14 protein-coding genes are annotated in these 13,698 nt (G+C 71.5%); 10 read left to right on the top strand and 4 right to left on the bottom strand.

Going from position 1 to position 13,698, the window contains the following annotated elements:
* Positions 1-142: 142 nt before the first annotated feature.
* The 6 genes from ACGFML_RS36765 to pssA all read left to right on the top strand — a co-directional run bounded on the left by ACGFML_RS36765 (position 143) and on the right by pssA (position 6,507).
* Positions 143-2,155 carry a protein meaA gene (locus ACGFML_RS36765; protein ID WP_393550078.1) on the top strand — a complete coding sequence of 671 codons (2,013 nt, stop codon included), beginning with the start codon at positions 143-145 and terminating at the stop codon, positions 2,153-2,155.
* Complete coding sequence (locus ACGFML_RS36760) at positions 2,152-3,117, top strand: HpcH/HpaI aldolase/citrate lyase family protein (protein WP_393550076.1); 966 nt, start codon at positions 2,152-2,154, stop codon at positions 3,115-3,117. Before ACGFML_RS36765 ends, ACGFML_RS36760 begins: the two co-directional genes overlap by 4 nt.
* Positions 3,118-3,122: 5 nt before the next feature.
* A complete protein-coding gene (locus ACGFML_RS36755; RefSeq protein ID WP_393550086.1) occupies positions 3,123-3,647 on the top strand; it encodes a MaoC family dehydratase in 525 nt (174 codons plus the stop codon).
* A 2-nt stretch (positions 3,648-3,649) separates the two neighbouring features.
* Positions 3,650-4,855 (top strand): acyl-CoA dehydrogenase family protein, encoded by a 1,206-nt coding sequence (locus ACGFML_RS36750; RefSeq protein ID WP_042161274.1) that lies wholly within the window; start codon positions 3,650-3,652, stop codon positions 4,853-4,855.
* A 169-nt stretch (positions 4,856-5,024) separates the two neighbouring features.
* Positions 5,025-5,672 (top strand): phosphatidylserine decarboxylase, encoded by a 648-nt coding sequence (locus tag ACGFML_RS36745; RefSeq protein WP_042161276.1) that lies wholly within the window; start codon positions 5,025-5,027, stop codon positions 5,670-5,672.
* Entirely contained in the window at positions 5,659-6,507 is an 849-nt protein-coding gene (gene pssA, locus ACGFML_RS36740; RefSeq protein ID WP_393550073.1) for a CDP-diacylglycerol--serine O-phosphatidyltransferase, read from the top strand. Before ACGFML_RS36745 ends, pssA begins: the two co-directional genes overlap by 14 nt.
* An 80-nt stretch (positions 6,508-6,587) precedes the next feature.
* Here pssA and ACGFML_RS36735 read toward each other — a convergent pair whose 3' ends face one another.
* Positions 6,588-7,712 carry a glycerate kinase gene (locus ACGFML_RS36735; RefSeq protein ID WP_393550085.1) on the bottom strand — a complete coding sequence of 375 codons (1,125 nt, stop codon included), beginning with the start codon at positions 7,710-7,712 and terminating at the stop codon, positions 6,588-6,590.
* Positions 7,713-7,901: 189 nt separating this feature from the next.
* On the opposite strand from ACGFML_RS36735, the gene ACGFML_RS36730 reads away from it, so the two are divergent.
* The 4 genes from ACGFML_RS36730 to ACGFML_RS36715 all read left to right on the top strand — a co-directional run bounded on the left by ACGFML_RS36730 (position 7,902) and on the right by ACGFML_RS36715 (position 10,313).
* Complete coding sequence (locus ACGFML_RS36730; protein ID WP_393550083.1) at positions 7,902-8,411, top strand: NUDIX domain-containing protein; 510 nt, start codon at positions 7,902-7,904, stop codon at positions 8,409-8,411.
* An 85-nt stretch (positions 8,412-8,496) separates the two neighbouring features.
* On the top strand, positions 8,497-9,306 hold the full coding sequence (locus tag ACGFML_RS36725) for a nucleotidyltransferase domain-containing protein (protein ID WP_393550081.1): 810 nt from the start codon (positions 8,497-8,499) through the stop codon (positions 9,304-9,306).
* Positions 9,307-9,511: 205 nt separating this feature from the next.
* Positions 9,512-9,955 carry a hypothetical protein gene (locus ACGFML_RS36720; RefSeq protein ID WP_393550072.1) on the top strand — a complete coding sequence of 148 codons (444 nt, stop codon included), beginning with the start codon at positions 9,512-9,514 and terminating at the stop codon, positions 9,953-9,955.
* Between the two features lie 106 nt (positions 9,956-10,061).
* A complete protein-coding gene (locus ACGFML_RS36715; protein ID WP_393550070.1) occupies positions 10,062-10,313 on the top strand; it encodes a hypothetical protein in 252 nt (83 codons plus the stop codon).
* A gap of 184 nt (positions 10,314-10,497) precedes the next feature.
* On the opposite strand, the gene ACGFML_RS36710 is transcribed toward ACGFML_RS36715, so the two are convergent.
* From ACGFML_RS36710 to pip, 3 genes are all read right to left on the bottom strand, one after another.
* Entirely contained in the window at positions 10,498-11,043 is a 546-nt protein-coding gene (locus ACGFML_RS36710) for a methylated-DNA--[protein]-cysteine S-methyltransferase (RefSeq protein WP_393550068.1), read from the bottom strand.
* Positions 11,044-11,053: 10 nt separating this feature from the next.
* Positions 11,054-12,562, bottom strand: a complete 1,509-nt coding sequence (locus ACGFML_RS36705) for an AlkA N-terminal domain-containing protein (protein ID WP_393550067.1) — start codon at positions 12,560-12,562, stop codon at positions 11,054-11,056.
* Between the two features lie 117 nt (positions 12,563-12,679).
* Entirely contained in the window at positions 12,680-13,657 is a 978-nt protein-coding gene (pip, locus tag ACGFML_RS36700) for a prolyl aminopeptidase (RefSeq protein ID WP_393550065.1), read from the bottom strand.
* Between the last annotated feature and the right edge of the window lie 41 nt (positions 13,658-13,698).

The raw sequence follows: 13,698 nt of genomic DNA, 5'->3' as shown, positions 1-13,698 counted from the left end.
AAGGTCGGCGTGCTGGCACTGGCCCCCGAGGAGGGCATGGGCGTGCACGACGAGGAGATGCGCGCCAAGCACCTCGACGCCATCAACCGCTTCCGCAACGTCTGACACGGCGACGACCGAACGACGAAGATACGGGTCACACATGACTGAGCGTCAGAAGGATCGTCCGTGGCTGATGCGGACGTACGCCGGGCACTCCACCGCCGAGGCGTCCAACGAGCTGTACCGGCGCAACCTCGCCAAGGGCCAGACCGGCCTGTCGGTCGCGTTCGACCTCCCGACGCAGACCGGTTACGACCCCGACCACATCCTCGCCCGCGGCGAGGTCGGCCGGGTCGGGGTCCCGGTCTCCCATCTCGGTGACATGCGACGCCTGTTCCAGGACATCCCGCTGGACCGGATGAACACCTCGATGACCATCAACGCCACCGCCATGTGGCTGCTGGCCATGTACCAGGTGGTGGCCGAGGAGCAGGGCGCCGACATCACCAAGCTGTCGGGCACGACGCAGAACGACATCGTCAAGGAGTACCTCTCGCGCGGGACGCACGTCTTCCCGCCCGGGCCGAGCCTCCGCCTGACCACCGACATGATCGCGTACACGGTCAACAACATCCCGAAGTGGAACCCGATCAACATCTGCAGCTACCACCTGCAGGAGGCGGGGGCCACTCCGGTCCAGGAGATCTCGTACGCGATGTCCACCGCGATCGCGGTCCTGGACGCGGTGTTCGCCTCGGGCCAGGTGCCCGAGGACCGCAAGGGCGATGTCGTCGCCCGGATCTCCTTCTTCGTGAACGCGGGGGTCCGGTTCGTCGAGGAGATGTGCAAGATGCGGGCGTTCTCCCGCATCTGGGACAAGGTGACCCGCGAGCGCTACGGCATCGAGAACCCCAAGCACCGCCGCTTCCGCTACGGCGTCCAGGTCAACTCGCTGGGTCTGACCGAGGCGCAGCCGGAGAACAACGTCCAGCGGATCGTGCTGGAGATGCTGGCCGTCACCCTCTCCAAGGACGCCCGCGCCCGCGCCGTCCAGCTCCCCGCCTGGAACGAGGCGCTGGGGTTGCCGCGGCCCTGGGACCAGCAGTGGTCGCTGCGCATCCAGCAGGTCCTGGCGCACGAGAGCGACCTGCTGGAGTACGAGGACATCTTCGCCGGCTCGCACGTCATCGAGGCCAAGGTGGACTCCCTCGTCGACGAGTGCCTGGCCGAGATCGGACGCATCCACGAGATGGGCGGCGCGATGGCGGCCGTCGAGTCCGGCTACCTCAAGTCTCAGCTGGTCTCCTCGCATGCCGAGCGCCGGGCCCGGATCGAGGCCGGCGAGGAGAAGATCATCGGTGTCAACTGCTACGAGTCCACCGAGCCGAACCCGCTCACCGCGGACCTCGACACCGCCATCATGACCGTGGACCCGGCCAATGAGGCACGGGTCGTCCAGGCGCTGCACGACTGGCGGGACAACCGGGACGAGACGCGCGCCCAGGAGGCGCTGTCGGTTCTGAAGAAGACCGCGGCCGGCGACTCCAACCTCTTCGCCGCGACCCTGGAGTGCGCGCGGGCCGGGGTGACGACCGGCGAGTGGTCCTGGGCCCTGCGGGACGTCTTCGGCGAGTTCCGGGCACCCACCGGCGTCTCCGGCGCGCCTCTCGCCGTCACGGCCGAGAAGGGCACGCCGCTCGCGGTGGTCCGCGACAAGGTCGACAGGACGGCGGCCGACCTGGGCAGCGGCAAACTGCGGCTGCTGGTCGGCAAGCCCGGCCTGGACGGGCACAGCAACGGCGCCGAGCAGATCGCCGTGCGGGCCCGGGACGCCGGCTTCGAGGTGGTCTACCAGGGCATCCGGCTGACCCCCGAGCAGATCGTGTCGGCGGCCGTCGCCGAGGACGTGCACTGCGTGGGGCTGTCGATCCTGTCCGGTTCGCACGCCGAGCTGGTGCCGGACGTACTGGAGCGGCTGCGCGGTACCGGCGTCGACGACATCCCCGTCATCGTCGGCGGCATCATCCCCTCCGCCGACGCCGCCGCCCTCCGGGAGGCCGGGGTCGCGGCCGTCTTCACGCCCAAGGACTTCGGAATAACGGAGATCATCGGCCGTATCGTCGACGAGATCCGGAAAGCGAACAAGCTCGACCCCCTGGAGGTTCCCGCATGACCGCGCCATCCCAGCGCCTGCGTCCGCGCCGCTCGTGTCTGGCGGTTCCCGGCAGCAACCCCCGCTTTCTGGAGAAGGCCCAGGGCCTGCCCGCCGACCAGGTCTTCCTCGACCTGGAGGACGCCTGCGCCCCGCTGGCCAAGGAGGGCGCCCGGCACACCATCGTCGACGCGCTGAACAACGGCGACTGGACCGGCAAGACGCGGGTCGTGCGGGTCAACGACTGGACGACGCACTGGACCTACCGGGACGTCATCACGGTCGTGGAGGGCGCCGGCCCCAACCTCGACTGCATCATGCTGCCGAAGGTCCAGGACGCCCAGCAGATCGTGGCACTGGACCTGCTGCTGACCCAGATCGAGAAGACCATGGGCTTCGAGGTCGGCCGGATCGGCATCGAGGCGCAGATCGAGAACGCCAAGGGCCTGGTGAACGTCGACGACATCGCCGGTGCCTCGCCGCGCCTGGAGACCATCATCTTCGGACCGGCCGACTTCATGGCGTCCATCAACATGAAGTCGCTGGTGGTGGGTGAGCAGCCGCCGGGCTACCCGGCGGACGCCTACCACTACATCCTGATGCGGATCCTGATGGCCGCCCGGACGCACGACCTCCAGGCCATCGACGGCCCGTATCTCCAGATCAAGAACGTCGACGGCTACCGCGAGGTCGCCGGGCGCGCCGCCGCCCTCGGCTTCGACGGCAAGTGGGTGCTGCACCCGGGCCAGGTCGACGCCGCCAACGAGGTCTTCTCGCCCTCGCAGGAGGACTACGACCACGCGGAGCTGATCCTGGACGCCTACGAGTGGTGCACCTCGGAGGCGGGCGGGAAGAAGGGTTCCGCGATGCTGGGCGACGAGATGATCGACGAAGCGAGCCGGAAGATGGCGCTGGTCGTCGCCGGCAAGGGCCGGGCCGCCGGCATGACCCGTACGTCCAAGTTCGAAGCCCCGGAGGCGTGAGCGCGATGCAGTTCGGCCGTACCTACGAAGAGTTCACCGTCGGCGATGTCTACAAGCACTGGCCGGGGAAAACCGTCACGGAATACGACGACCACCTCTTCTGTCTGCTCACCATGAATCATCACCCGCTGCACATGGACAGCAACTACGCGGAGCAGACCACCGACTTCGGAAAGAACGTCGTGGTCGGCAACTACATCTACTCGCTGCTGCTGGGCATGTCGGTGCCGGACGTCTCCGGAAAGGCCATCGCGAACCTGGAGATCGAGTCGCTGAAGCACGTGGCGCCGACCTTCCACGGCGACACGCTCTACGGCGAGACGACGGTGCTCGACAAGACGCCGTCGAGGTCCAAGTCGGACCGCGGAATCGTGTATGTCGAGACCAAGGGCTACAAGCAGGACGGCACGCTGGTCTGTGTCTTCCGGCGCAAGGTGATGGTGCCGACGGCCACGTACATCGAGGAGCGCGGCGGCGAACAGCCCGGCCGCCCCGAGCTCACGACCCCGCCGGCCAAGAAGGAGAAGTAGCCATGACGCGTCTTGCGCAGACCGAGGGCCTGACCGACATTCAGCGGGAAATTCTCTCCACCGTCCGCGACTTCGTGGACAAGGAGATCCTGCCGGTCGCCACCGAGCTGGAACACCGCGACGAATACCCCTCGCAGATCGTCGAAGGGCTCAAGGAGCTCGGCGTCTTCGGCCTGATGATCCCCGAGGAGTACGGCGGGCTGGGTGAGTCACTTCTCACATACGCGCTCACCGTCGAGGAGATCGCCCGCGGGTGGATGAGCGTCTCGGGCATCATCAACACCCACTTCATCGTGGCGTACATGCTCAAGCAGCACGGCACGCAGGAACAGAAGGACTATTTCCTGCCGAAGATGGCGGCCGGCGAAATCCGCGGCGCCTTCTCGATGTCGGAGCCGGCACTGGGTTCGGACGTCTCGGCCATTTCCTCCAAGGGCGTGCGGGACGGCGACGATTACGTCCTCAACGGCCAGAAGATGTGGCTCACCAATGGCGGTTCGTCCACTCTGGTGGCGGTGCTGTGCCGGACGGACGAGGGCCATCCGGAGGGCACCGCGCCGCACAAGTCGATGACGACCTTCCTGGTGGAGAAGGAGGCCGGCTTCGGCGAGGTGCGCCCCGGACTCACCATCCCGGGCAAGATCGACAAAATGGGCTACAAGGGCGTCGACACCACCGAGCTGATCATGGACGGGCTGCGGATCCCCGCCGATCGGGTGCTCGGCGGGGAGACCGGACGTGGCTTCTATCACATGATGGACGGCGTCGAGGTCGGCCGGGTGAACGTCGCCGCACGTGGCTGCGGTGTCGCCCAGCGCGCCTTCGAGCTGGGCGTTTCCTACGCGCAGCAGCGCCACACCTTCGGCAAGCCGATCGCCCAGCATCAGGCCATCCAGTTCAAACTGGCTGAAATGGCCACAAAGGTCGAAGCCGCCCATGCAATGATGGTGAACGCTGCTCGCAAAAAGGACTCCGGCCAGCGAAACGACCTCGAAGCGGGCATGGCGAAGTACCTGGCCTCCGAGTACTGCAAGGAGGTGGTCGAGGACGCTTTCCGTATCCACGGCGGGTACGGCTTCTCCAAGGAGTACGAGATCGAGCGCCTCTACCGCGAGGCCCCGATGCTGCTGATCGGTGAAGGTACCGCCGAGATCCAGAAAATGATCATTGGTCGCCGGCTACTGGAGGAGTACCGAATCCAGGGGTGAACATCCCGTTTGGGGTGTTTTCGCCTAGACGAAGATCACACCCCGTCATCATTCTTCGGCCACGGATTGGCTCTGGCTCTTGGCCAGTTGCCGCCCGCAACCGATAGCATCTCGGAAAGCCGCCGTCCCCCGTATCCCTACGCGGCATCCTCCGCTACGAAGGTCATCCATGCCCCACAGCCAATCCTCTGCACAACGCGGTCGCGTCCGCCTCGCGCGCGGAGCGTCGCCGTGGCTCCTCCCGACCGTTGCCACGGCAGCGGTCAGCCTCGCCCGCTCCCGCCGTTCGGGACGCTGGGCGGCCGTTGCCGTGCCCACCACCGCACTCGCGGCGGGCATGCTGTGGTTCTTCCGCGACCCCGAGCGGGAGATCGCTCAGGGCCGCGTCATCTCCCCGGCCGACGGCGTGGTGCAGAGCATCATGCCGTGGAAGGACGGACGCACCCGCGTCGCGATCTTCATGAGCCCGCTGAACGTCCACGTCAACCGCGCGCCGCTGGCCGGCACGGTGACGTCCGTGGAGCACATCCCCGGCGGATTCGTTCCGGCGTTCAACAAGGAGAGCGAGAACAACGAGCGGGTCGTCTGGCACTTCGACACCGAGCTCGGCGACATCGAGATGGTGCAGATCGCCGGCGCGGTGGCACGCCGTATCGTTCCGTACGTGCCCCAGGGCACCAAGGTCGAGCAGGGAGAGCGCATCGGTCTGATCCGCTTCGGCTCGCGCGTCGACGTGTACCTCCCCGAGGGCGTCGAGGCTGCGGTCGAGGTCGGCCAGGCCACCACCGCGGGGGTGACACGCCTTGACCGTGATTGATCCCGAAACCCAGGCGGGCTGGGCACCGGAGACCGAGGAGGACGGGGACGACATGCCGCTGTCCACACGGCTGTCGATAGCGGACACCCTCACCCTCGGTAACGCCATCTGTGGCTTCATGGCCGTGTACTTCACGACCACCGGCGTCCTCATCCCGCATCTGACGGGCACCGAGGACGGCGGCATGGCGCGGCACAGCGCCGCGGTGGCCGTGATCCTCATGCTGATGGCGTCGGTCTTCGACCTCTTCGACGGGCTGGTCGCCCGCAAGCTGCGTGCCTCGGCGATGGGGGCCGAGCTCGACAACCTCTCCGACCTCATCAGCTTCGGCCTGGCACCCGCGTACTTCGTGGTGACCTGGGGCATGGTCGCCCAGGACGCCAACCAGCGGGTTTCGGTGGTCGCGGCGGTGGTGGTGCTGCTGGCGGTGGTGCTGCGGCTCGCCCGGTTCTCCTGCGTCACCCTGCGCGACGGCATCTTCCAGGGCATGCCGAGCCCGTTCGGTGCCCTGACCGTCGTCGCCATCGTGCTGCTGGAGCTGCCGTTCCTGCCGACGCTGCTGGCGATCATCGGGGTCGCCTGGCTGATGGTGAGCAGGGTCGAGTACCCCAAGCCACGAGGGCGGCTCGCGGTGGCGATGCTCAGCTGGATCGTGCTCAGCATGGGCATGCTCGCGGCCTGGGCGCTGGACGCCCCCGGTGGCCAGCTGCTGCTGCAGACCGGCTGCTCCCTGCAGGTGGTCCTGGGCGCGATGATCCCGCTGTTCGCGACGGCCCGGAGGGTCAACACCTTCCGCGACAACCGCCGCGAGTCGCGCGCCGCACAGCTTCCGTAGCGGAACGCATCCGAACAGACCGAGAGCCCCGGGCGAATCCCTTCGCCCGGGGCTCTCGGCTTGCCGCTCAGCGCCGTGGATCAGACCAGGAAGTCCCGGGCCAGGCTCTCCGCCGCCCGCTCCAGCAGCGGCCCCGCCTCGGCCATGCAGCGGGCCGGGTCGGGCTCCAGGTCCGTCAGGGCGTACGCGCGCTGGATACCGGCCGCCGCGAGGGCCTCCCGGGGCAGCTGGAGGCGCCCGCAGACCGCGACGACGTCGATGCCCGCCCTACGGGCCGCGGCGGCGACACCGGCCGGCGCCTTGCCGTGCAGCGTCTGCTCGTCCAGCGAGCCCTCCCCGGTGATCACGAACGTGGCCCGGGCGAGCGCCGGCGCGAAGCCCAGCACGTCGAGCATCACGTCGATGCCGGGACGGAACGCCGCGTCCAGCCCGACCAGGGCGCCGTACCCGATACCGCCCGCCGCGCCGGCGCCGGGCGCCAGGGCGTGCTCGGCGGCCGTGGGGCCGACGGCCGCCGCCAGCACCCCGGCGTAGTGCGACAGCGCGGCGTCCAGGGTGACCACGTCCGCCTCGCTCGCGCCCTTCTGCGGGCCGTAGACGGCCGGGGCGCCCTTGGGGCCCGTCAGCGGGTTGTCGACGTCGCTGGCGAGCACGATGTCCACGGCGGCCAGTCGCGGGTCGAGGCCCGAGAGGTCGGCCGTGGCGAGATCCGCCAGCGGGCCGCCGCCGGGCGCGACGGGTGTGCCGTCCGCCGCCAGGAGCCGCGCGCCCAGGGCGGCCAACATGCCCGCGCCGCCGTCGGTCGTCGCACTGCCGCCGACGCCGAAGACGATCGTGGTCGCGCCCGCGTCCAGCGCCGCGAGCAGCAGCTCGCCGGTGCCGTACGTGGTCGCCGTCAGGGGCGCGAAGACGCCCTTCGGGAGGTGCTGGAGACCCGACGCCTCCGCCATCTCCACCACGGCCGTGCCGTCCTCGCGGAGCGCGAAAGTGGCCGTCACCGGCTCACCGGTGGGGCCCGTCACCCGCGCCTCGTGGCGCGCGAAACCGGCCGCGAGCGCCGCCGCGACCGTGCCGTCGCCGCCGTCGGCGACCGGAATGGCCGCCACGTCCAGCCCGGGGACCGCACGGCGCAGACCGGCCGTGACATGCTCGGCGACCTCTACCGCCGTGAGCGAACCCTTGAACTTGTCCGCGGCGATCAGCACCCGTGCGGTGCCTGTCCTTGCTGCGTCCGCCACCGTGTTTCCCCTTGCTTTCGTACTGGCAGTCGCGCCGCTGTGACCTTATCCGGCGAGGGGGCCGGGCGAACAGGGCATCTCGATCCGCAGGACCGGGCCGGCGGCCTTCAAGGCGGCCCGGGCCCGGGCACCCCCTAGGCTCGCGCCGTGACGACCATGGATTACGCCACGTACATCGCCGGGCTGCCCCGCGTTCTCGCGGGCGCCGGCGCCATCTTCCGGGACGCGGACGGCCGCGTCCTGCTCGTGGAGCCCAACTACCGCGACACCTGGATCCTGCCGGGCGGCACCGTCGAGTCCGACTCCGGCGAGTCGCCCCGCCAGGCCGCCCGGCGCGAGACTCTCGAGGAGATCGGCCTGGACGTCGAGCTCGGGGCGCTGCTCGCCGTCGACTGGGTGCGAGGCAGGGATCGGCCGCCGCTGGTCTTCTACCTCTTCGACGGCGGAGTGCTCGACGGCTCCCGGCTCGCCGCGATCCGCCTCCAGGAGGAGGAGCTGCTGTCCTGGCGGCTGGTGCACTGGGAGGAGGCCGAGACGATGGTGAACACGGTGATGCGGCTGCGGATCCGCGCCGCGCTGGACGCCCTGGCCGACGGCCGCGGGCCGGCCGAGCTGGAGGACGGGCTGCCGCCGGCGGGGGCGGTCCGGCGCGGCACCCCGGACTGAGCGCCGAGGGCCCGTTCACCGGATATCCGGCGGCGCTCCCGTGGCAGGCGTGTCTACTGTGGGGCGCATGGACGAGCTGGAGCGGATGGTCGACATCGCCGCAAGGGCCGCGCGGGTACCGGGAGTTGTGGGTGTGATGCTCGGCGGGAGCCGGGCGCGCGGTGCGCACCGCCCGGACTCCGACTGGGACCTCGGGGTCTACTACCGGGGGGAGTTGGCCCTGCCGGCGCTGGAGACCCTGGCCGCGGAACTGACCGGGGGCCCCGTGGAGGTCCATCGCCCGGGCGCCTGGGGCGCATGGGTGAACGGCGGAGCCTGGCTCGTCCTGCCCGACGGCACCCCGGTGGACTGGATCCTGCGGGACCTGGACCGGGTCCACCGGGTGTGGCAGGACTGCCGCGCGGGCCGCTTCGAGACCGGGATGCAGCCCGGTCACCCGCTGGGCTTCTGGTCCCCGGCCTATCCGGGCGAGGTGGCACTGGGGCGGGTGCTCGCCGACACCGGCGGGGAGTTGGCACGGCTGAAGGAAGAGGCCCGGCACTACCCCGGGGCGCTGCGGACGTCGCTGACCGACGGCGCGTTGTGGGACGCGGGATTCTCGACGGCCATGGCGGCCAAGTCGCAGGCCGCCGGGGACGTGCTGCACGCGGCACTCTGCCTGTCCCGGGCCGTCGGCGGCCTCGTCCAGGCCCTGCACGCGCAGCACGGTGTCTGGTGCCTCAACGAGAAGGGTGCCCTCGCGGCCGCCGCCGCCCTGGACGCGACGCCGGCCGGCTTCGCCGCCAGGGCCACCGCCCTGCTCGGCCGACTCGGCTGCACGGCGGAGGAGTTGGGGACGTCGCTGACCGAGGCGGAGCGGCTGGTGGCGGACGTACGGGCGGTGGTCGGCGCCTGACGGCGGGCCCGGTTCTCGGGCGCGGGGCAGGGCGCCGGGCCCGGCCCGGCCCGTGCTCGACCCGGCGCCATGGAGGCGTCACCCGATGGGGACGTTTGTGCGACCGAATGCCCGGATCAGGTGGAAATATCGCCTCTTTTGCGCTCTCTGGAGTGTTCGGGTGCGTTCCTGGGGAATCCCTCGCGGAGAGCGTGGGGAGAAACGCATGCGCGACAGCGTCAGCGGTGACCGTTCCGCCGATGCCGGCGGGGTGCGCGGTCTGCTGCTCGTCGCATTGCTGGCGCTGCTGCACGCCGTGGTCATCGCCGGCTTCTGTCACCCGCCGTCCTCCGGGGCGGACCACTGCCTCGCCCGCACGTTCACGGCCGCGGCGTCCGGCCCGTCCGTGGGCCACTGCGTCACCGACGGACCCGAGCTGACCTCGACCGGCGGCAGCGGAAAGCATCACCCCGGCAGCGGCGCCCGGCGGGTCAACGAGGCGTCGGGCTCCCACCTGCGCCATCAGACGCCCTCGGGCTCCTGCGGCAAGGCGTTCGGCGCCCTCTCTGCGAGCGCCGCCGTGGCGGCATCGGGGGATGCCTCCCCCGGGGCCGTGCGCACGGCCGCGGCCGGTGCACCTCCCGGACTGACGGTCGTCCTGCGCTGCTGATCCGGCCCCGGCCGACGCTGCGCCCGCCGTTCCCCGTATGCGGTGAAGGAGGCGCTCTCGGCCTGCCGTCATCAGGTACAGGACTTCCTCACCCAGGAGATTCGGCATGCCCCTCGACGTCTTCGCCGCTCTCGGCGCGCTCGTGCGCGCCGAGGCCGCACGCGCCGGAAAGAAATCCGTCCCCAGGCCCGTGACCAGGGCCGCACACGAGCGCACCGGCCCGCCCGCACCGGAGGACTCCGGCAGCGTGCCGGCCGACCGTCCGGACGCGCCTTCGCCGGCCGCCTCGCACCCGCCCGCCGCGCCTGAGCGCCCGCTGCCCAGGGTCCTGCGGAGACTGGCCGCACTCTTCCATTAGACGAACGAGTCCGAAAGCCTCGCCGCCCGTCCGTAGGCCGTGGCCCGGGCGCCCCGCGGAGGTGCCCCGGCCGCGGCCCACCCACCGCGGGGTGCGGCGGAGTTCACCGCCCGGACCGTGCGGGACCCTCTCGGCGGCATCACCCGGGATCCGGTCAACTCCCCTGCGCCGTCAGGGTGTTGGTTCAGCCGCACGCCTCCATCGGGAACAGCCCGTGGTCCGTGCGTTCGAACTCCAGCAGTCGGCGCTTGCGGTCCAGGCCGCCGCCGTAGCCGGTGAGGCTGCCGTCGGCCCCCACGACGCGGTGGCACGGGACGATGATGCCCACCGGATTGCGGCCGTTCGCCAGGCCGACCGCCCGGGACGCCGCCGGCGCGCCGAGCCGTTCGGCGAGCCGGCCGTAACTGACCGTCTCGCCGTACGGGATGGTGCGCAGCGCCGCCCATACGCGCTGCTGGAACGGCGTGCCGCGCAGCGCGAGCGGGAGGTCGAAGGTGGTCCGTTCGCCCCGGAAGTAGTCCCGGAGCTGGGCGATGGCCGCCGCGAAGGGCTCATCGCCGGGATCCGCCCGGGTGCCGAACGTCTCCAGGGGCGGCCGGTGGCGTTGGTCGGTCATGTAGAGGCCGGCGAGGACGTCGCCGAGTGCGACGAGGGTGAGCGGGCCCACCGGGGTGTCGGCCAGGACGGTGTGGGTGAGCGGGGCGTCGGGTGCGGGAGCGTGCACGGTCATGGCGGGCGTCTCAGTTCGTCGGGAGGTGGTTGACGGGGTGGTCGTCGGTCGCCCAGAGGTACTGGACGGCGTAGGCGCGCCAGGGGCGCCAGGCGGACGCATGGCGGATGAGGGCCGCGGGGGTCGCGGGCAGCCCGAGTCCGGCGGCGGCGCGGCGCAGACCGAGGTCGGTGGGGGTGAAGGCGTCCGGGTCGCCGAGAGCCCGCATGGCGACGACCTCGACGGTCCAGGGGCCGATGCCGGGCAGTGCCGCGAGCTCGGCCCGGGCGGCTTCCCGGTCGCTGCCGACGCCGAGATGCAGGGCGCCGGAGGCCAGGGCGTCGACCACACCGGTGAGGGTGGCGCGGCGGCTGCGGGGCATCGCCAGGGACTCCGGATCGAGTCCGGCGAGGGCGGCGGCGGAGGGGAAGAGGTGGGTGAGGCCGCCGCCCGGGTCGTCGACCCGCCGGCCGTGCGCCGCCACGAGGCGTCCGGCGTGGGTACGTGCCGCCGCGGTGGAGACCTGCTGGCCGAGGACGGCACGGACCGCGAACTCGTCCGCGTCGACGGTGCGCGGCACCCGGCGGCCGGGTGCCTTGTCGACCAGCGGGGCCAGCTGCGGGTCCTCGCGGAGCAGCCCGTCGACGGCCTCCGGGTCCGCGTCGAGGTCCAGCAGTCGCCGGCAGCGGGCGATGGCGCCGGCCAGGTCCCGCAGATCGGTGAGTGCGAGCCGGCACTCGATGTGTTCGGGGCGCGGGGCGAGGGCGACTAGGCCGTGCCCGTAGGGGAGGCTCAACGTGCGGCGGTAGGCACCGGTGCGGGTGCCGCCCACGTCGTCCAGGCAGTGGGGGAGCCACTCCTCGACGCCGGGCACGGCGGTGGCCGCGAGGTGCCCGAAGAGGTTGTCGGGGTTCAGCGGCCGGCGGAAGGGGAGCCGCAGGGAGAGGCTGCCGGGCACCGCGGCGGCGGCGTGACCGGGCCGGGCGCGGGCGCGGAGTTCGGTCGGGGCGAGCGCGAAGACCTCCCGTACCGTCTCGTTGAAGGTGCGGACGCTGGAGAACCCGGCGGCGAACGCGACATCGGCCATCGGCACCGCCGTGGTCTCGACCAGTAGCCGGGCGGTCTGGGCGCGCTGGGCGCGGGCGAGCGCGAGCGGCCCCGCGCCCAGCTCGGCGAGCAGCTGGCGTTCGATCTGGCGGGTGCTGTAGCCGAGCCGGGCGGCGAGCCCGGGGACGCCCTCGCGGTCGACGACGCCGTCGGCGATCAGCCGCATGGCGCGGGCTACGAGATCGGCCCGCTCGTCCCACTGCGGCGATCCCGGGCTGGCGTCCGGGCGGCAGCGCTTGCAGGCTCGGAATCCGGCCTGCTGGGCGGAGGCCGCGCTGGGATGGAAAACCATGTTCTCGGGCTTGGGCGGCACCACGGGGCAGCTGGGCCGGCAGTAGATTCCGGTCGTGAGCACGGCGGTGTAGAACCAGCCGTCGAAGCGGGCGTCCTTGGACTGCACGGCGCGCAGACAGCGCTCGGTGTCGGTGTGCATGCCCTCAAGGATTGCTCAGCGGAGGGGGCGGGGCTGGCGAGAATCCGACATCAGCGTCGGGCTACCAGGACCGGCACCAAAGCCGTACCCCTCTCCTGGTGCGGGGCCGCGGAGACCTCAGCCGCCGTCCTTCCCTGCGAACCGGTCCAGCGCGCCGATCGCCGCCGCCCGCGTCGAGGCGCTCCCCTTGTGGCCCGCGTCGTCGATGACGGTCAGCCGCGCGTCGGGCCAGGCCGCGGCCAGCCGCCCGGCGGTGTCCAGTGGGCTGCCGAGGTCGTGCCGGCCGTGCAGGAGGACGCCCGGAATGCCGGCGAGCCGTCCGGCGTCGCGCAGCAGGGCGCCCTCCTCCAGCCAGGCGCCGTGCGAGAAGTAGTGCGCGCAGATCCGGACCAGCGCCTGCCGGGCCGCGGACGGCCGGTCCCCGTAGGGGTGGGCCGTCCCGTTCGGCTCCAGGGAGAGCACCGCGTCCTCCCAGGCGCACCAGTCTGCGGTGGCCTGCTCCCGTACGGCCGGGTCGGGGTCGTTCATCAGGCGGGCATACGCTCCGACGAGGTCGCCGTCCTGGCCCGCGCCGGCCGCGCCGGCCGCGCCGGCCGCGAAGCGGTCCCACTCTGCGGGGAAGAACCGGCCGACGCCCCGGTAGAGCCAGTCGGTCTCCGTGCGGCGGGTCGTGGTGACGCCCGGGATGACGATCTCCGACACCCGCTCGGGGTGATGCTCGGCGTACGCCAGGAGCAGGGTCGACCCCCAGGACCCGCCGAACAGCAGCCAGCGGTCGATGCCCAGGTGGTCGCGCAGCCGCTCCATGTCGGCGAGCAGGTGTCCCGTGGTGTTGTGCCGCATGTCGGTGGCGGCGTCACTCGCGTGCGGAGTGCTGCGGCCGCAGCCGCGCTGGTCGAAGAGCACCACCCGATAGCGGTCCGGGGCGAAGTACCGGCGCGCAGCGGGCGTGCATCCCGAGCCCGGCCCGCCGTGGACGACCAGAGCGGGTTTGCCGGCCGGGTTTCCGCAGACCTCCCAGTACACGAGGTTGCCGTCGCCGACGTCGAGCAGCCCTGTGTCGTACGGGTCGATGGGCGGGTACCGATCCGGCATTGTCCTTCTCCTTTTCATGCCGCTCCGGTCGCTGCGGCCAC

Origin of the sequence: Streptomyces sp. NPDC048650 (genome assembly GCF_043199095.1) — a bacterium.
Lineage (GTDB): Bacteria > Actinomycetota > Actinomycetes > Streptomycetales > Streptomycetaceae > Streptomyces.
The sequence above is the reverse complement of the archived record's forward strand: the minus strand, read 5'-3'. Positions and strand labels throughout refer to the sequence as shown.